Here is a 17,015-nt window from a genome sequence, read left to right as displayed (position 1 = left end):
CCGGGCGCCGAGGCGGTCGTACCGGGCCGGCGCCCGGCCGGCGCAAGGGCCGCGACCGGTGTGCGGACGAGGACCAAGACGGCGGCGGCCGGTCGGCGGCGCCCGAGGCCACGTGGCCGGCGGTGCGGCGGCTCACGGCAGGTGGGGACGGAGCCTCGGCGGGCGGAGCAGGCCGCTGGGGTCCGGCGGGCCCTTGCGCTGGCCGCTGTGCGCGTAGGCGGAGTTGGCGGCGGTCGAGGCCACCCGGATCCGCAGGAGGTTGGGGCCTTCGCGCAGCACCCCCGGGCCGAAGGCGGCACGGAAGGGACCCCAGCCCCAGTGGCCGACGCGGTGCCCGTTGACCTCCGCCTCCGCGCTGGCGCCGACGTCCGGGAGGAGGAGTTCCCACCGGGGCCACGCCGCTTCGGCCGCCGTCAACGTGACCTCGGTGCGGTACTCGCCGATGCCCGAGAAGGTCTCCTCGCCCTGCCGCTCCCAGCCGCGGTACACGTCGACGGGCCGCGGCCGGTCGCCGACGGCGAGGGTCCACCCCCGGTCGAGCACCCGGGTGGCCGGCACGGGCCGGGGGCCGGGTGCCACGTGCAGGCAGAGCAGCTCTCCCGGGTCGAGGGTGAGGACCAGCTCCCCGGCGACCTCGTACGGCTCGCCGGTCGTGCCGTCGGCGGTGTGCCAGCGCCTGACCCGCGCGGGCAGCCCCGTGGGGCGGACGGAGACGGTGCGCCGCCCCGGGTCGTCGTTGAACAGCGCCACCCTGGTGCCCGTCGCGTCCTGCCCGCGGCGGGACCACACCATGCCGTCGGTCTCGACCCGGGTGTGGCCGGTCAGGGCGGCGGAGAGCCGCGCGTCGACGTCCTCGCCGGTGGGGACGCCCTCCCAGTACGCACCCTGCTCTCCCACGAGCAGGGCGCGCGCCCGCGCGCTCAGCCGCTCGTCGAGCCCGGAGCGCTGGGTGGCCGACGGCAGCGGCCCGGAGGCGAGGACGCTTCCGCCCCGGGCGGCGAACTCCCGGGCCGCGTCGAGCGTCGCGTCGTCGGCGACGACGGACACCCCGGGCAGGATCAGCGTCGTGAACCGCTCAGGCAGCCGCCCGGCGCGCAGCTCGCGCTCGTCCACCAGGCTGAAGTCGTAGCCGCCGCGCGCCAGGTGCTCCGCCCAGAACGCCAGGTGCTTGCCGTAGGGGTGGCCCGGGCCGCCCGCCCAGCTCGTCCGCAGCGGGTAGAGCAGGGCGATCTCGTCCATCGGCCGGGTGCCGTCGAGGAACTCGGAGAGCCTGCCGGACTCGTCGGCGAAGCTCCGGTGGTGGACGAACCAGGGCTCGAAGTTGACGCCTGGCGGGAAGTCGAAGCGCGGGTTGGTCAAGACCTCGTCCCGGTCGTCGCCGTCCGTCAGCCAGAAGGCGTGCGTGAGCAGTTGCCGCATGCCGAGCAGATGGTGCCGGACGGTCTGGTCCCGCAGCCGGCCCAGGGTGAGGTCCCAGCGTCCCGCGGCGAAGTGGGAGCCCTGCTCGGTACGGGCGAAGTACTGCTCCACCAGGCAGCCCGAGCGTCCGTGGGAGCGGGCCATGGAGTCGCCGAACTTGGCGCTGATCTGCGGGTGCTCGTTGCGCGCGTCGACCGCCGTCAGGTCTCGCAGCCGGTCCACGCCGAAGTAGTCGGTGCCGAAGTTCACGCGCGGGTCGTCGGTGATGATCGTGCTGGTCGGATCCCAGGACGAGACGTAGCCGAGGACTTCGTGGCCCGAGAGCGCCACGCCGTGCGCCCGGCACCACGCCGAGAGCGTCCCGAAGAAGGCGTCGATGCCGACCGCGGAGTACCGCTCGAAGAAGTCGCAGCGCCAGGCCGCGGTGCGCGGTCCCACGTCGCGGGCGAGCGCCAGCAGGACCCGCCGGTCCGCGGGGACGACCGACGGCGCGTACATCAGCGACGAGCCGACGTGCCCCGTGCGGCCCCGCCAGTCGAAGAAGCAGCCGTGCGGCTGGTCGAAGAACACGTAGCGGACCGTGCTGCCCAGATGCTCGCCGAGCGCCGCCGCGTACGGCTCGTAGCCGACCTGGAGGAACCGCTCCGCGGCCGCCGGCAGCAGGTAGTTGATCATCCGGCTGGAGGCGCAGCGGGCGGCGACGAAGACGGTCAGCGCCGGGCGTCCGCGCAGCGCCTCCGAGGCCACGCGCACCCGGCAGCCGGACGCGCCGGCCTCCGCGAGGACGGCGTCCGCGGTGACGTCCACGATCGGCTCCGTGTCGGTGACGTCCTCGGGGTGGGCCAGCGCGGCGACGACCTCCCACTCGTCCCAGCGCACCGCACCGTCCTCGAACACCCAGTTCCTGCCGGGCTCCAGGAGGTAGTCGACGTCCGTCGGCCGTATCCCGTCGACGACGCAGTCCGCGAACCGGCCCCCGGGGCGGGCGGTGACGAAGAACATGTGCCGCTCGCGCAGGTCGTCACGGCCCGCCACGGTCCGGCCGCCCGCGTGCCCGGAGAGCCAGTTGTACTCGTCGTAGAGCCCCATCATCAGGCCTCGGGCGGCGGCCTCGTCCGCCGCGGCCCGGCAGGCGGCGAGGTACTCCTCGCCCAGGTACTGAGTCCGTGGGAAGGAGAGCCGGGTCTGGATCTGGAACGAGCCGAAGCCGGCCGCGGCGAGGGAGTCGAGCTGGTCGCGGATCTCCGCACGGGTCGGGATCCGCTGCCAGAACCAGTAGGTGGCCGGGGCGTGCCAGGCGTCGGGCCGCGCGAAGCTCATGACGCCGCGCCCTCCAGGTCGCGCCTCGGCTCCCCGCTCGGCGCCGTGCCCCTCGGGTCGATCTTCAGCACGAACGTCAGGAGGGCGTAGAGGGCGGCGCCGACCGCCATGGCGACGAGGACGCCGACGTTGGTGGTGCCGATGATGCCCTTCTTCTGGTCCTCCGTGAGGAGGAAGCCGACGACCCTGGCGATGTTCGGGTCGGAGGAGGTGACGAGGCCGAGCCCGATCACCGTCGCGCCGACCAGCGACACCAGGGCGGTCCAGCGTCCGGCCATGCCGCCCTGTCCGGCCGGCATGGCCAGCTCCGCCGGCCAGCCGAGGCGGCGCTGCCGTACGAAGTCCAGCAGCTGGATGCCGCCCATCGTGCCCATCACCACGGCGATCAGCGCGAGGAACGCCTGGAAGGTGGCGAGGAAGGAGTCGGAGACGAACAGCAGGTAGAAGGCGCCCGCCGAGATCACCACCATGTTGATGACCGTCGTACCCGCCCGGGAGACGGGCACTCCCAGGGCCAGCAGCGCGAGACCCGACGAGTACAGGCCGGTGATCGCGGCGGCGACCAGCGAGATCACCACGACGATGCTGAACGGCACGAAGAACCAGAACGGCAGCAGGTCGGTGAGCGCGCCGACCGGGTCGTCGGCCGCCGCGGAGCCGAGCTGCGGGTCCCCGGCGGCCAGCAGGATGCCCAGGACCAGCAGGACGGCCACCGGGAGCGTGATGCCGCCCGCGGTCCAGCCGATGACACCGCGCGCACCGGTGCGGCGCGGGAGGTAACGGGCGAAGTCGCCGCCGTAGTTGAGGAATCCCAGGCCGACGAGGGTCATGGCGAGGACGGCCCCGCCGACGAACTCGCCGAACGACCCGTTCGGGGTGTGCCCGATCCGGCTCCAGTGGATGTGCGGCACGATCATGCCGATGAAGACCACCGTCATCACGGCGGTGAGCCAGGCGACCCACTTCTCCACCTTCAGGATCAGCCGGTGCCCGAAGACCGCCACGGTGACCGTGAGCACGAGCACGATGACGAACCACATCACCACCGCGGGCACGCTCTCGTGCCCCTGGCGGTCGGCGAAGGCACCGGGCCACAGGCGGGCGAAGAGCTTGGCGCCGGTCGTGGAGGCCAGCGTGATGATGGTGACCTTCCAGCCGACGTTCGACAGGTAGGCGAAGAACGTCGGGAACTTGTTGCCGTGGAAGCCGAACGCGAACCGGGTCTGGGTGAGCGTCGGCAGTCCGGTGCGCGGCCCGCCGACGGCGAGGATGCCGACGAGCACCGACGACAGCGCGTACCCGAGGAGGCCGGCGACGACGGCCTGCCAGGCGCTGAGTCCGACACCGTAGACGTAGATGCCGTAACTGACGCCGAGGATGGAGATGTTCCAGGAGAACCACACCGCGAAGAGGCCTCGCGGGGTGCCATGGCGTTCGGCGTCCGGGACCGGGTTCACTCCGTTCTGTTCGACCGCTGCCGCGGCCGGTTTCTGGTCCTGCGTCATGAGCGGCCTCCCAAGGCTGCGGCTTGTCGGTGGCGGGGGCCCGTCGGTGGGCCGCCGGGGCTGTGGGCACGCGCCGGTCCGGCGGACGGCGTGCCGGGCGCGGCGGGCGCGGTCGTGGGGTGCACGGGTGCCTCACCCGGCCCCCGGGGTGGCGGCGCACCCGCACGACCCCCGGATGGCGAGCGTGAAGTCGAGCAGCACGTGTTCGGGGACCGGCGAGGCGAGCAGCGCGAGGGCGCACTGGGCGGCGGCCTTGACGGGCTGTTCGACGACGGACATGGCGGGGTCGGAGTACGCGCTGCGGCGCGTGCCGTCGAAGCCGAAGACGGCGAGGTCGCCGGGGACGGCGAGGCCGAGGCGGTGGGCGACGGCGAGCAGTCCCTCCGTCTGCGAGTCGCTGCTGACGAAGACGGCGTCCGGTGCCGGTGCGGTGAGCAGGGCCCGTCCCGCCCTGACCCCGCCCTCCACCGAGAACGTGTCGACGTGCACGAGCGCCGGGTCCGGCGCGATGCCGGACTCCTCCAGCGCGGCCCTCCAGCCCGCCAGCCGGTCCACGGCGTTGCGCTGGTCGGCGGGGCCCGCGACGCACGCGATGCGGCGGTGTCCGTGCTCGATCAGGTGCCGGGTGGCGGCGTGTGCGGCGGCGGCGTTGTCGATGCCGACGAAGGAGTGCCCCCGGCCGTCCAGCGGCCGGTCGAGGACCACCGCGGGCACACCCGCGTCGGTCACGGTCCGCAGCGAGGAACCGCGCCGCGCTCCGATGAAGACGATGCCCCCGACCTGCTGGTCCAGGAAACGGCGCAGGTAGGCCCTCTCACGCTCGTCGTCGCCGCCCGAGTCGCCGATCAGGAGGACTTTGCCCTGCTCGAAGGCGCAGTCTTGGACGGCCTGGGCGAACTCGGCGAAGAACGGGTTGGAGATGTCCGGCACGAGCATCCCCACCGTCTGCGACTCCTGGGTCCGCAGGGCCCGCGCCACGGCGTTGGGACGGTAGTCGAGCTCTTCGATGGCCGCGAGCACCCGCTCCCGGGTGGCCGCGGCGACGGGGCGCGGCCCGTTGTTGATGACATAGCTCACCACCGCCGTCGAGGTACCTGCCAGGCGTGCCACGTCCGCGCGCGTGGGCGGCTTCGCGGCGCGCATCAGGCACTCCCGGCCGGTGACGGCGGCGCCGCGGCGGCCCCTGCCGCCCCGGCTGCCGCCGCGGGTGCCGCCCCGGGTGTCTGCACCGTGCGTGAGGCGGCGGCCACACCGTGCGCGGCGGCGTGCGCCAGGTCCTCGCCGGCGGCGAGGTGCGCGGCGAGCACCCCGACGAAGGCGTCGCCTGCGCCGGTCGCGTCGACGACCTCGACGACCTCCCGGACCGGGAGATGTGCCGGTGCCGTCCCGCGACCGGCGACGACGGCGCCCTCGGCACCCAGCGTGATCACCGCGCTCCGTGCGATGCCCGCGAGCCGCCGCACCGCGTCGAGGGCGGCCGGTACACCCGACGGGGGTGCGGTGCCGAGCGACTGCCCCGCCTCGGTCGCGTTGACCACGAGCACGTCGACCCGCTCAAGCACCGGGCGGGGCACGGCGACGTACGGGGCCAGGTTCAGCACGGTCAGCCGGGGCCCCAGGCGGACGACCTCCGTCACGGCCTCCACGGGTATCTCGCCCTGGACGACGACCACGTCCGCCGCACGGACCACCGCGGCGGCCTCCCGGACGCGGTCCGCGCCGGTCGCCGCGTTGGCCCCCGGGACCACCACGATCTGGTTCTCGCCCCGGCGGTCCACCATGATCAGCGCGGTGCCGGTGGCGAGGCCGGGCACCCTGAGCAGCGGGGCGGTGCCGACGCCGGCGGCCGTGAGGGCGCGTGCCAGTTCGGCGCCGTGCGGATCGTCACCGACGGTGGCGAGGAGCTGGGTCCGTGCGCCGGCGCCCGCGGCGGCGACGGCCTGGTTGGCGCCCTTGCCGCCGAGGCCGGTGAGCAGGTGGCCGCCGAGGACCGTCTCACCGGGCGCGGGGAACCGCTCGGTGCGCACCGTCACATCGCGGTTGACCGAGCCGACGACCAGGACGTCGCCGCGGCGTGCCGTCATCCGCATGATCCGGTTCCGTTCTACTCGTTGGTCTACTCGGTGATCTACTCGTGTGGTCTATTCGTGTGGTCTATTCGTGTAGAACCACATCGCCTACGACAGGAATCAGCCTGTTGGCCGAAACTCTCTCCCCTGTGCGGGCGATGCGTCAAGACTTTCCGGAATCTCCAATTCCGGCAGCCGGCCACGCGTGCCCCACCCGCGCCCCTGCATGACCGGGGCGCGGGTGCGTCGTCAGATGACCCGGGCGCCCGGGCTAGCCGTGCCGTTTCCGTGCCGCCGTCGGCCACATCAGTGCCGCGTACACCGCGAACGCCGACGCCAGGCCGATCGCCCAGCCGTAGTCGGCCAGTGGCTTCAACGCCGGGACCAGGCCGTCCGCGGGGAAGGGGCCCTTCCCGGAGGCGGAGTGTGAGCCGCCCACGGAGAGCACGCCGCCGACCAGGAAGGCGAGGACGGCACGCCAGTTCCAGCCGCCGCGGTACCAGTACCGTCCCTGCCGCTGGTAGAGCTCGGCCAGCTCCAGGGACGTCCGGCGCACGCACCAGTAGTCCGCGATCAGGATCCCCGCGACCGTGCCGAGCAGCCCGCCGACCACGCCCAGCCACACATAGATGTAGAACTCGGGGGTCTCGATCAGCTTCCACGGGAAGATCAGCACACCCACCACCCCCGTGATCAGCGCACCGGTACGGAAAGTGATCAGCTTCGGCGCCAGGTTGGCCAGGTCGTAGGCCGGGGAGACCACATTCGCGGCCAGGTTGGTGGAGATGGTCGCGATCAGCACGGTGATCAGGGCGAACAGCAGCCCCAGCACGCTGTCGGCCTTGCCCGCCACGTCCACCGGCTCCCAGATCGGCTCCCCGTACACCGCCTGCGTGCCCGAGGTCACCAGCACCGACAGCAGCGCGAACGCGGTCATCGTGGTGGGCAGCCCCATCGACTGGCCCCACACCTGCGCCCGCTGGCCCTTGCCGAACCGGGTGAAGTCGGGGATGTTCAGCGAGAGCGTGGACCAGAAGCCGATCATGCCCATCAGGGCCGGGAAGAACACCGGCCAGAAGTCGGCGCCCCAGCCGAGCCTGGAGGGCTCGTCGAGGAGCGGTCCGAAGCCGCCCGCCTTGTCGGCTATCCACACGAGCAGCACCACGGCGCCGACCAGCACGAAGGGGCCCGCCCAGTTCTCGAAGCGGCGCAGTGTCTCCATGCCGCGCAGGATGATGGCGAGTTGCAGCGCCCAGAAGATGGCGAAGCACAGCCAGAGCGTCCAGGGGCGGCCACCGATCTCGGCGGCGCTCTCCCACGTCCCGCCGTAGGCCTTGCCGAGCAGGACGTAGATGCCCTGGCCGCCGATCCAGGTCTGGATGCCGAACCAGCCGCACGCCACGGCCGCGCGGATCAGCGCCGGAACGTTGGCGCCGCGCAGCCCGAAGGAGGCACGCGCCAGCACCGGGAACGGGATGCCGTACTTGGGCCCGGCGTGCCCGGTGAGCAGCATCGGCAGCAGGACGATCACATTGGCGAGCGCGATGGTGAGGACGGCCTGCTTCCAGTCCATGCCGAGCGCCACCAGGCCGGAGGCGAGCGTCCATGACGGAATGTTGTGCGCCATGCCGATCCAGAGCGCCGTGAAGTTGTAGGTGCCCCAGTGGCGTTCGGCGAGCGGGATGGGGCGCAGATCGTCGTTGGCGAACCGGCTCTGCGCGGGGAAGGCGCCGTGCAGCAGTTCCACACGCCCGTCGCCGGTGATGAACTGCGCGCCCGATATCTCCGGGGACGGGCCCAGGGGGCCCGGGCTTCCTGACGGGGGGCCAGGGGGAACGATGTGGGTCATGGCGTGCCCATTCGCTGGTAGGGATGCGCTGGCGGGAGCCGGAGCGGACGCCTCCCGCGCCTTCGGCGCGCCGAAGACGGCGGGTGAGGGGAGGCGCGGAGGGGAGATACCCAGGTGACGGGCGCGGGTACGCGGGTGTGATGGGTGGGACCTGCGGGACGGTTGCGGGGGAAACGCGAACGGTCGTCAGGGGCGGGGGCCGGCGGCCGTCGGCCGGGTGCGGGTCCGACGGCCGCCGGGCCGGTGGCGCCGGCCGGGCGGCCGAGGGACGGGACCGGGTGGCTCGGGGACGGGAGCGGATCGCTCAGGGACGGGAGCGGATCGCTCAGGGACGGGACCGGATCGCTCAGGGACGGGAGCGGATCGCTCAGGGACGGGACCGGATCGCTCAGGGACGGGACCGGATCGCTCGGCGACGGGACCGGATCGCTCGGCGACGGGCACGGATCGCTCGGGGAACGGGGTGACTCGGCGGACCCGGTGGCTCCGGCTGACGGGAGGTCAGCCGAGGGCCGGGATGATCTCGGCGCCGTAGGTGTCGATGACCCTCTCGCGGGCGTCGTGCATGGCGTACACGGCGAACTGGTCCACGCCCAGCTCCCGCAGCGTCCGCAGCTTCTCGAGGTGCGCCTCGACGGGGCCGAGCAGGCAGAAGCGGTCCACGATCTCGTCGGGGACGAAGGCGGTGTCCGGGTTGCCGCTGCGGCCGTGGTGCGCGTAGTCGTAGCCCTGGCGGGCCTCGATGTACGAGGTGAGCGCGTCCGGTACGAGAGCGGAGTGCGCACCGTAGCGGGCCACCAGGTCGGCCACGTGGTTGCCGACCATGCCGCCGAACCACCGGCACTGCTCACGGGCGTGCGCGAGGTCGTCGCCGACGTAGGCGGGGGCCGCGACGCAGATGGTGAGCGCGGCCGGGTCGCGGCCGGCCGCCGCCGCGGCGTCCCGGACCGACTTGACCATCCACTCGGTCAGGTACGGGTCGGCGAGTTGCAGGATGAACCCGTCGGCGCGCTGCCCGGCCAGCGCCAGCGCCTTGGGGCCGTAGGCCGCCATCCACACCGGCAGCCTGCCGTCCCGGACCCACGCGAGCTTGATGCGCTGCCCGTCGACCTCGGCCGCACGGCCCTCGGCGAGGTCGCGGATCACGCCGATGGCCTCACCCAGCCGGGCCAGGGTGTGGGGGGAACGGCCCGCGACACGGAGCGCGGAGTCGCCGCGTCCGATCCCGCACACGGTGCGGTTGCCGTACATCTCGTTGAGGGTGGCGAAGGTGGAGGCGGTCACCTCCCAGGCACGGGTGCCCGGGTTGGTGACCATCGGGCCGACGATCAGCCGCTCGGTGTGGTCCAGGATGCGGCTGTGGATGACGAACGGCTCCTGCCAGAGCACGGCGGAGTCGAAGGTCCAGCCGTAGCGGAAGCCCGCGCGCTCGGCGCGGCGCATCAGGTCGACGACGGCGGAACCGGGCGGATCCGTCTGGAGGACGAGTCCGAAGTCCATGGGAACACCTCCTGGTTCGGATGGCCGGCGGGTCCGGCCGGGAGCCTTGCCCGGGCCCCGGCCGGGGAGCCTCGCCGTCACCTGGCGAGCTGGGGCACGGCCCCGCTCGTGGCCCGGGGCGCCTTGCCGGGCGCCCGGCTCGGGGGTGGTGCTCGGAACCCTGCCGGGGAGTGGGTGCCGGGTCAGTTCAGGTACTGGCAGGTGCCGCGCGGGACGTACCGGCCGTGGCCGGCCCGGCCGGTGAACTCCCCGCGGTCCACGACGACCTCGCCGCGGGACAGGACGGTCTCCACCCGACCGCTGATCCGGCGGCCCTCGTACGCCGAGTAGTCGACGTTCATGTGGTGGCTCGCGGCGGACAGGGTGTGCTCGGCGGCCGGGTCGTAGATGACGACGTCGGCGTCGGCGCCCGGCGCGATCGTGCCCTTCTTCGGGTAGAGGCCGAACATCCGGGCGGGGGTGGCGCAGGCGATCTCGATCCAGCGGCGCCGGGTGAGGTGCCCGTCCACCACCGCCTGGTGGAGCAGGTCCATGCGGTTCTCCACGCCGGGCAGGCCGTTGGGGATCTTGGAGAAGTCGCCGCGGCCGAGGTCCTTCTGCCCGGTGAAGCAGAACGGGCAGTGGTCGGTGGAGACCACCTGGAGGTCGTCGGTGCGCAGCCCCCGCCAGAGCGCCGCCTGGTGCTCCCTGGGCCGCAGCGGCGTCGAGCAGACGTACTTGGCGCCCTCGAAGCCCGGCTCCGCGAGGTTGTCGGTGGACAGGAAGAGGTACTGCGGACAGGTCTCGCCGAACACCGGGAGTCCCATGTCCCGGGCGGCGGCCAGCTCGGCGACGGCCTCCTCTGCGGAGACGTGCACCACGTACAGGGGTGCCTGGGCGACCCGGGCGAGCTGGATCGCGCGGTGCGTGGCCTCCGCCTCCAGCAGCACTTTGCGGACCTCGCCGTGGTAGCGGGGGTCTCTCTCGCCGCGGGCCAGCGCCTGCTCGACGAGGACGTCGATGGCGATGCCGTTCTCGGCGTGCATCATGATCAGGCCGCCGTTCGCAGCGGCCCGCTGCATGGCCCGCAGGATCCTCCCGTCGTCGCTGTAGAAGACCCCCGGGTACGCCATGAACAGCTTGAAGGAGGTGATGCCCTCCGCCACCAGCAGGTCCATCTCCTTCAGGGTGCCCTCGTGCACATCGGAGAGGATCATGTGGAAGCCGTAGTCGACGGCGCACCTGCCGTCCGCCTTGGCGTGCCAGGCGTCGAGCCCCTCGCGCAGGGAACTGCCGACGCCCTGCACGACGAAGTCGACGATGGTGGTGGTGCCGCCCCAGGCGGCGGCGCGAGTGCCCGTCTCGAAGGTGTCGGAGGCGTAGGTGCCGCCGAACGGCATCTCCATGTGGGTGTGGGCGTCCACGCCGCCCGGGATGACGTACTTGCCGGTCGCGTCCAGGATACGCTCGGCGCGCCAGCCCTCGGCGACGTCCGTGCCGCTCGCGGCGAGCGCGACGACGCGGCCGTCCGCTATGAGCACGTCCGCATGGGTCTCTTCTGCGGCGGTGACGACCAGCCCGCCGCGGATCAGGGTACGGGTCATGAGGCTCCCTTGGTGAGGGGTGCTGCGTGCGCCTGTGCTGGTCCGCGCGCACGGCGGGGGCGCCCGCCGTGCGCTGTGGGTTCCGTCGTGCCCGCCGGTCGGGTGCGCGGGCCCCGCGCCCGGAGCGGACGCAGGGCCTGACGGGGACGCCGGGCTCGGTGGGGACGTATGGCCCGGCGGGGGCGCAGAGCCTGGGCGACGGCGCCGGCCTGACGGGGACGCAGGGCCCGGCGGGGGCGCGGGACCCGGCGGGGGCGCACGGTGGGTCAGCTGCCGCGGAGGGCGCGCACCAGGATCTCCGCGCCCTCCTCCGCCTCCGCCTGCGTCAGCGACAGCGGCGGGGCGATGCGCAGCACGCTGGTGTTGTGCCCGCCGCCCTTGCCGATCAGCAGGCCGCCCTCGCGGGCCGCTTCGAGGGCCGCTGTGGCGGCGTCCGGATCGGCGGTGTCCGTGCCGGGCCGTACCAGTTCGATGCCCACCATCAGACCTCGCCCGCGCACCTCGCGCACCCCGGGCACGTCGGCGAGGCCGGTGCGCAGCCGCTTGATGAGCTGCTCGCCGACCCGTTTGGCGTTGCCCTGAAGGTCGTGGTCGAGCAGGTAGCCGAGGTTGGCGAGGCCGGCTGCCATGGTGACCGGCGAGCCGCCGAAGGTGGAGATGGAGTTGGCGTCGAGGCAGTTCATGATCTCGGCGCGGGCCACCACACCGCCGATGGACATGCCGTTGCCGATGCCCTTGGCGAAGGTGAGCAGGTCCGGCGGGCCCGACGCGGCATGCGCCTGCCAGCCCCAGAAGTGGTCGCCGGTGCGGCCCCAGCCGGTCTGCACCTCGTCGGTGATCCACAGGATGCCGTGCCGGTCGAGCACCTCGCGGAAGGCGGCGTAGAGGCCGTCGGGCGGTGCGGTGAAGCCGCCGATGCCCTGGATGGGCTCGGCGATCAGGGCGGCCACTCCCCCGCGGGTCTGCCCGAGCACGTCCTCCAGGTCGGCGACGCAGGCCGCGATGAAGGCGGCGTCGGACAGGTGTGCGTAGGGGCCCCGGCTGCGCACGCCGCCGTGCACGTAGAGGGTCTGGAACGGCGAGAGGCTGGTCGGGGACCAGCTGCGGTTGCCGGTGATGCCGACCGCGCCGAAGGAGCGGCCGTGGTAGCTGTTGCGCATCGCCAGGATCTGGTTGGAGCGCCGGTAGGCGGTGGCGAGCATCAGGGCGGTGTCGTTGGCCTCGGTGCCCGAGGTGGAGAAGAACACCCGGGCGTCCGGGATGCCGGACAGCTCGGCGACCTTCTCGGCCAGCTCGATCATCGGCCGGTTGAGGTAGAGCGTGGAGGAGTGGATGATGCGGCCGGCCTGCTCGCTGACCGCCTTGGTGACCTCGGGCAGGGCGTGCGCGGTCATGGTGGTGAGGATGCCGGCGAAGAAGTCCAGGTACCGCCTGCCGTCGGCGTCCCACACATAACGGCCCTCGCCGTGGGTGATCTCCAGCGGGTCCGCGTAGTAGAGCGCGATCCAGTCCGGGATGACGGACCTGTGCCGGTCGAGGAGGCGTCGCGGGCCGGCCCCGTCGGGGGTGCCGGCGGACGTCGGGTGAGTGTGCAGCTCGGTCATGGCCGTACCAGCCCTTCGTAGGCGTCGGGGCGCCGGTCGCGGTAGAACGCCCACTGCTTGCGCACGTCGTCGATCATGCCGAAGTCGAGGTCGCGGACGAGGAGTTCCTCGCTCTTGTCGTCGGCGACGTCGCCCACGAACTGGCCTCGGGGGTCGACGAAGTAGCTCGTACCGTAGAAGTCGTTGTCGCCGTACTCCTCCTGGCCGACGCGGTTGATCGCGGCGATGAAGTACTCGTTGGCCACGGCCGCGGCGGGCTGTTCCAGCTGCCACAGGTAGGCGGACAGGCCCCGGGAGGTGGCCGAGGGGTTGTAGACGAGCTGGGCGCCCGCGAGGCCGAGGGCGCGCCAGCCCTCCGGGAAGTGCCGGTCGTAGCAGATGTAGACGCCGACCTTGCCGACGGCCGTGTCGAAGACGGGCCAGCCGGTGTTGCCCGGCTTGAAGTAGTACTTCTCCCAGAAGCCCTCGACCTGCGGGATGTGGTGCTTGCGGTAGATGCCGAGGACGGTGCCGTCGGCGTCGATCACGGCGGCGGTGTTGTAGTAGAAGCCCGACTGCTCGACCTCGAACACGGGGGCGACGATCACCATGCCGGTCTCGCGGGCCAGTGCCCGCATACGGCGGACGGTCGGCCCGTCCGGCACCGGCTCGGCCCAGCGGTAGTGCTCCGGCTCCTGCACCTGGCAGAAGTACGGGGCGTTGAAGACCTCCTGGAAGCCGATGATCCGGGCCCCTTGGCGCGCCGCCTCGCGGGCGTGTTCCTCGTGTTTGGCGATCATGGATTCGGTGTCGCCCGTCCAGGTCGCCTGGACGAGGGCGGCACGTACGACAGTGGCCATGAACTGCTCCTTCGACGAGCCGTCAGGGCATGGGAGCATCTACGCCTGTAGAGCCAGGCTAGAGGCACGAACGTAAGCCTCACGCCCGGGCGGGGCAAGACCATCGCCGTGAACCGGCTCAGTCGATCATGTTTCGCACCCGTGCGGGTGACGGCCGCGGGTCGCTCGGCTCTGGGCGCGCGAGGCGAGGTGGCCGCCCTCCCGCATGGGATGCCCCGGTCCCCCAGAGGGGCGCGAAGCGGCCCTGAAGGGGCGCGGGCAGTGTTCGATGTGCGGCTCCGCCACGTGGCGCGGTCAGCCGGGACGAGATCGTCGGATCGCCACCGGCCCACGGAGGGGGGAGTCGCTGTCGTCGGCGGACCACCGGCCGGTGGGGGTTGCTCGCACGGTTCCCCGCGCCCCTGGTGGGCCGGGGCTCAGCCGCACCGGAAGGTGGGCCTCAGCGGGCGAGGCCGGAGACGCGGAGGGCGTGCAGCAGGTCGCGGTGGCAGGCGTCCGAGACCACCTCTGCGGCCCGGATGAGCAGGGGGACCAGCCGTTCCGGTGCACCCTGGGCGCAGTGCGCCGCGTCCGCCGGCGTACGCACCCGCACACACGCGTCGAGCAGCGCACGCGCCTCGCGGTCGCGGCCCTCGTCCACGAGGGCGAGCACGGCGTCGCCGATGTCGGCGGGCGGGCGCGCCACGCCCTGCCGCAGCAGGCTGGCCCCGTCGGCGGCGCGGCCGTGGACGATGAGCGTGTCGGCGAGGGCGACCAGACGGCCGGTGGGCAGCGCGGCGGCCTCCCAGAGCAGCGTGGACCAGTCGGCGCCCAGCCCGGCCCGGGTCAGCTCCGCGGCGAGCAGCGGAAAGCGCCGTACGGGCCAGGACGCCAGCTCGACGAGCACCATGTGGGCCTCGCCGCCGCGGCCCTCGGCGCGCAGCCGGTGCAGTGCGGCGACGGTCTCGGCGACCTCCCGCCGCTCCTCTTCGCCGCCCGGGAGGTCCCCCGGCACGGCAGGGGCCTGGCGCGCCGCCCGCGGACTGCCCGCGAACCGCGCACCACGCGGCGCGCCGCCCGCGAGCGGCACCGCCACGGGCACCTCGGCCGGGGCACCGGTGTCCATCTCGCCCTCGGGGCTGCCCGCGAACCGGGCACCACGCGGTCGCCGACGGGGCGCGGGAGCGGGCGTGTGGGCGGATGCGGGCGTGTGGGCCGGTGCGGACGCGGACGTGTGGGCCGGTGCGGACGCGGACGTGTGGGCCGGTGCGGACGCGGACGTGTGGGCCGGCGCGGACGCGGGCATGGGCGCGGCGGCGTCCGGGGAGGCACCGGTCGCAAGGGTCGGACCGGAAGCACCGCCGGCACCGGACACAGCCGTCGCACCGGAAGCACCGCCCGCACCGGGCACATCGGAAACACCACCCGCACGGGGTGCGCCGCCCGGGCGGGGTGCACCGCCCGCACCCCTCGCACCACCCGCAGCCCACGCAGCGGTGGGGCCGGAGGCACCGGAGACCCCCTCCCCCGCCGCCCCGTCCCTCGCCGCGCGGGCGCGGTCCAGGACGGCGATGCGGGCGCGGAGTTCCGCGCAGCGGGCGGTGGCGCGGGTGTGGTCGTCCTGGGCCCAGGCCAGTTCGTGACGGAGGGCGGCGGCGAGGTCGGGCGGGGCGCCGCGGAGCCTGCCGGTGAGGTCGGCGCTGCGCGCGGCGGCGTTGCGCTGCTCCCCGAGCATCAGGTCGAGCCGGCCGCGGAGTCGGTCGCGACCGCCGGGCAGGGCGTCATGGGCGGCGAGCGACGCGGCGTGCAGCGCCCGCGCACGCGCCGTCTCCCGCGCCGTCTCCCGCTCTGCGTCCCGCGCGGCGAACCCCTCGCCGTGGCCACGGCCCGCGGCGAGGTCCTGGAGCAGGGCCTCCACCACGTCCCAGGGCGGCACCTCTTGCCCGTCGAGGCAGGCACGCATGCCCTCCGGGTCGCGCTGCCAGAAGACCCCGCACCATCCGGTGCGCTGGTCGAGGCGCGCCAGCAGACCGGCCAGGTATCCGGCGAACTCTCGGACCTGGCCAGGGAGTCGATCCACAGCCGTCACAACCGCCCCCGTCGACTGATCCCAACCACGGGGTAGTCAACACCCCTTGTGTTACGCCCACGCTACGCACGTTGTGCGGCCGGGACCCGGTACTCCCACAAACCGCTATCCGGCCATGGGCACCGGTACGGGCACGGGCGCCGGGGCGCAGCGGGCCGCGAGGTCGTCCATGGACAGGCCGAGCACGGCGGCGAGGGACGCGACGGTGAAGAAGGCGGGCGTCGGGGCGCGGCCCGTCTCGATCTTGCGGAGGGTCTCCGCGGAGATGCCCGCGCGGGCGGCGACCTCCACCATGCTGCGCTCGCCGCGCGCCGCGCGCAGCAGCCGGCCGAGACGCTCGCCGCGCTCACGCTCCTCGGGGGTCAACGGGGTTCGCACCATGTTCGCAGTGTAGCCGCAGGGCCCCATTTGAATACCGGTATAGTAATTGGCATGGTGGAACTGAAGACAACCGCGTCCATCGACGCCATGCGCGAGGCCGGCCGGGTCGTCGCCCGGGCCCTGACCGCGGTACGTGAGGCGGCGGCGGTGGGCGTCTCCCTGCTTGAGCTGGACGCTCTGGCGCACGACGTGCTGCGTGCCGCGGGCGCGACGTCCCCCTTCCTCGGCTACCGCCCGGCCTTCGCGCCCACCCCGTACCCGGCGGTGCTCTGCACATCCGTCAACGACGCGATCGTGCACGGCATCCCGACGGACTACCGGCTGCGCGACGGCGATCTGCTCTCGCTGGACTTCGGCGCGGAGCTGGACGGCTGGGTGGGCGACTCGGCGGTGAGCGTGGTCGTGGGCCGCCCGCGGCCGGCGGACGAGCGGCTGGTCGAGAAGGCTGAGCGGGCGCTGGAAGCGGGCATCGCGGCGGCGGTGGCGGGAAACCGGATCGGCGACATCGCACACGCCGTCGGCACGGTCTGCCGCGCCGGCGGCTACGGCGTGCCGCGCGGCTTCGGCGGCCATGGTGTGGGCCGCCGGATGCACGAGGACCCCGAGGTCCCGAACGAGGGCCGGCCGGGCCGGGGCTTCCCGCTGCGGGAGGGGATGGTGCTGGCGATCGAGCCCATGCTGATCGCGGGCGGCAGGGACGGCTACTACGCCGACCCGGACGGCTGGACCCTGCGCACGGCCGACGGCTCCCGCGCGGCCCACGTGGAACACACCGTGGCGATCATGGATTCGGGCCCCCGAATCCTGACGGCCCTCTGACGAGTCCGGCCACCCCGCGCCCCTTCGGGCCGGGCTGCGCCCCGGCCTACCCCAGGGGC

At 73.4% G+C, this 17,015-nt stretch carries 12 protein-coding genes; 1 reads left to right on the top strand and 11 read right to left on the bottom strand.

The features are described 5' to 3' along the window. Window positions 1-132: 132 nt before the first annotated feature. From ACSMXW_RS30465 to ACSMXW_RS30415, 11 genes are all read right to left on the bottom strand, one after another. Window positions 133-2,739 (bottom strand): hypothetical protein, encoded by a 2,607-nt coding sequence (locus ACSMXW_RS30465; protein WP_485801045.1) that lies wholly within the window; start codon window positions 2,737-2,739, stop codon window positions 133-135. Further along, window positions 2,736-4,244: a purine-cytosine permease family protein gene (locus ACSMXW_RS30460; RefSeq protein WP_485801043.1), complete on the bottom strand. Its 1,509-nt coding sequence runs from the start codon at window positions 4,242-4,244 to the stop codon at window positions 2,736-2,738. Before ACSMXW_RS30460 ends, ACSMXW_RS30465 begins: the two co-directional genes overlap by 4 nt. 132 nt (window positions 4,245-4,376) lie before the next feature. Beyond that, window positions 4,377-5,387 carry a LacI family DNA-binding transcriptional regulator gene (locus ACSMXW_RS30455; RefSeq protein WP_485801041.1) on the bottom strand — a complete coding sequence of 337 codons (1,011 nt, stop codon included), beginning with the start codon at window positions 5,385-5,387 and terminating at the stop codon, window positions 4,377-4,379. Beyond that, window positions 5,387-6,334, bottom strand: a complete 948-nt coding sequence (locus ACSMXW_RS30450; RefSeq protein ID WP_485801040.1) for a PfkB family carbohydrate kinase — start codon at window positions 6,332-6,334, stop codon at window positions 5,387-5,389. Before ACSMXW_RS30450 ends, ACSMXW_RS30455 begins: the two co-directional genes overlap by 1 nt. A gap of 250 nt (window positions 6,335-6,584) precedes the next feature. Next, the gene (locus ACSMXW_RS30445; RefSeq protein WP_485801039.1) at window positions 6,585-8,162 is read right to left on the bottom strand and encodes an NCS1 family nucleobase:cation symporter-1; all 1,578 of its coding nucleotides are present in this window, start codon (window positions 8,160-8,162) and stop codon (window positions 6,585-6,587) included. A 501-nt stretch (window positions 8,163-8,663) separates the two neighbouring features. Beyond that, window positions 8,664-9,662, bottom strand: coding sequence for a TIGR03842 family LLM class F420-dependent oxidoreductase (locus ACSMXW_RS30440; RefSeq protein WP_485801037.1), 999 nt, complete (start codon window positions 9,660-9,662; stop codon window positions 8,664-8,666). A gap of 182 nt (window positions 9,663-9,844) precedes the next feature. Further along, entirely contained in the window at window positions 9,845-11,245 is a 1,401-nt protein-coding gene (hydA, locus tag ACSMXW_RS30435) for a dihydropyrimidinase (RefSeq protein ID WP_485801036.1), read from the bottom strand. 266 nt (window positions 11,246-11,511) lie between these two features. Further along, window positions 11,512-12,849: an aspartate aminotransferase family protein gene (locus tag ACSMXW_RS30430; RefSeq protein WP_485801034.1), complete on the bottom strand. Its 1,338-nt coding sequence runs from the start codon at window positions 12,847-12,849 to the stop codon at window positions 11,512-11,514. Next, entirely contained in the window at window positions 12,846-13,688 is an 843-nt protein-coding gene (locus ACSMXW_RS30425) for a nitrilase-related carbon-nitrogen hydrolase (protein ID WP_485801033.1), read from the bottom strand. The genes ACSMXW_RS30430 and ACSMXW_RS30425 overlap by 4 nt, the downstream gene beginning before the upstream one ends. Window positions 13,689-14,127: 439 nt before the next feature. Next, on the bottom strand, window positions 14,128-15,747 hold the full coding sequence (locus ACSMXW_RS30420) for a hypothetical protein (protein WP_485801031.1): 1,620 nt from the start codon (window positions 15,745-15,747) through the stop codon (window positions 14,128-14,130). 114 nt (window positions 15,748-15,861) lie between these two features. Continuing rightward, the gene (locus ACSMXW_RS30415) at window positions 15,862-16,137 is read right to left on the bottom strand and encodes a helix-turn-helix domain-containing protein (RefSeq protein ID WP_485801029.1); all 276 of its coding nucleotides are present in this window, start codon (window positions 16,135-16,137) and stop codon (window positions 15,862-15,864) included. Between the two features lie 51 nt (window positions 16,138-16,188). Here ACSMXW_RS30415 and map point away from each other — a divergent pair, with 51 nt between their 5' ends. After that, window positions 16,189-16,956, top strand: a complete 768-nt coding sequence (gene map, locus ACSMXW_RS30410; RefSeq protein WP_485801027.1) for a type I methionyl aminopeptidase — start codon at window positions 16,189-16,191, stop codon at window positions 16,954-16,956. Window positions 16,957-17,015: the final 59 nt, after the last annotated feature.

It is taken from the genome of Streptomyces sp. DSM 116793, from assembly GCF_057320905.1.
This window is presented reverse-complemented; position numbering and strand designations above follow the sequence as displayed.

What these genes read in the sequence shown, in the direction of transcription:
- ACSMXW_RS30465 (WP_485801045.1), bottom strand. Translation starts at nt 2,739, where the DNA reads ATGAGCTTCGCGCGGCCCGACGCCTGGCACGCCCCGGCCACCTACTGG.
- ACSMXW_RS30460 (WP_485801043.1), bottom strand. Translation starts at nt 4,244, where the DNA reads ATGACGCAGGACCAGAAACCGGCCGCGGCAGCGGTCGAACAGAACGGA.
- ACSMXW_RS30455 (WP_485801041.1), bottom strand. Translation starts at nt 5,387, where the DNA reads ATGCGCGCCGCGAAGCCGCCCACGCGCGCGGACGTGGCACGCCTGGCA.
- ACSMXW_RS30450 (WP_485801040.1), bottom strand. Translation starts at nt 6,334, where the DNA reads ATGCGGATGACGGCACGCCGCGGCGACGTCCTGGTCGTCGGCTCGGTC.
- ACSMXW_RS30445 (WP_485801039.1), bottom strand. Translation starts at nt 8,162, where the DNA reads ATGACCCACATCGTTCCCCCTGGCCCCCCGTCAGGAAGCCCGGGCCCC.
- ACSMXW_RS30440 (WP_485801037.1), bottom strand. Translation starts at nt 9,662, where the DNA reads ATGGACTTCGGACTCGTCCTCCAGACGGATCCGCCCGGTTCCGCCGTC.
- hydA (WP_485801036.1), bottom strand. Translation starts at nt 11,245, where the DNA reads ATGACCCGTACCCTGATCCGCGGCGGGCTGGTCGTCACCGCCGCAGAA.
- ACSMXW_RS30430 (WP_485801034.1), bottom strand. Translation starts at nt 12,849, where the DNA reads ATGACCGAGCTGCACACTCACCCGACGTCCGCCGGCACCCCCGACGGG.
- ACSMXW_RS30425 (WP_485801033.1), bottom strand. Translation starts at nt 13,688, where the DNA reads ATGGCCACTGTCGTACGTGCCGCCCTCGTCCAGGCGACCTGGACGGGC.
- ACSMXW_RS30415 (WP_485801029.1), bottom strand. Translation starts at nt 16,137, where the DNA reads ATGGTGCGAACCCCGTTGACCCCCGAGGAGCGTGAGCGCGGCGAGCGT.
- map (WP_485801027.1), top strand. Translation starts at nt 16,189, where the DNA reads ATGGTGGAACTGAAGACAACCGCGTCCATCGACGCCATGCGCGAGGCC.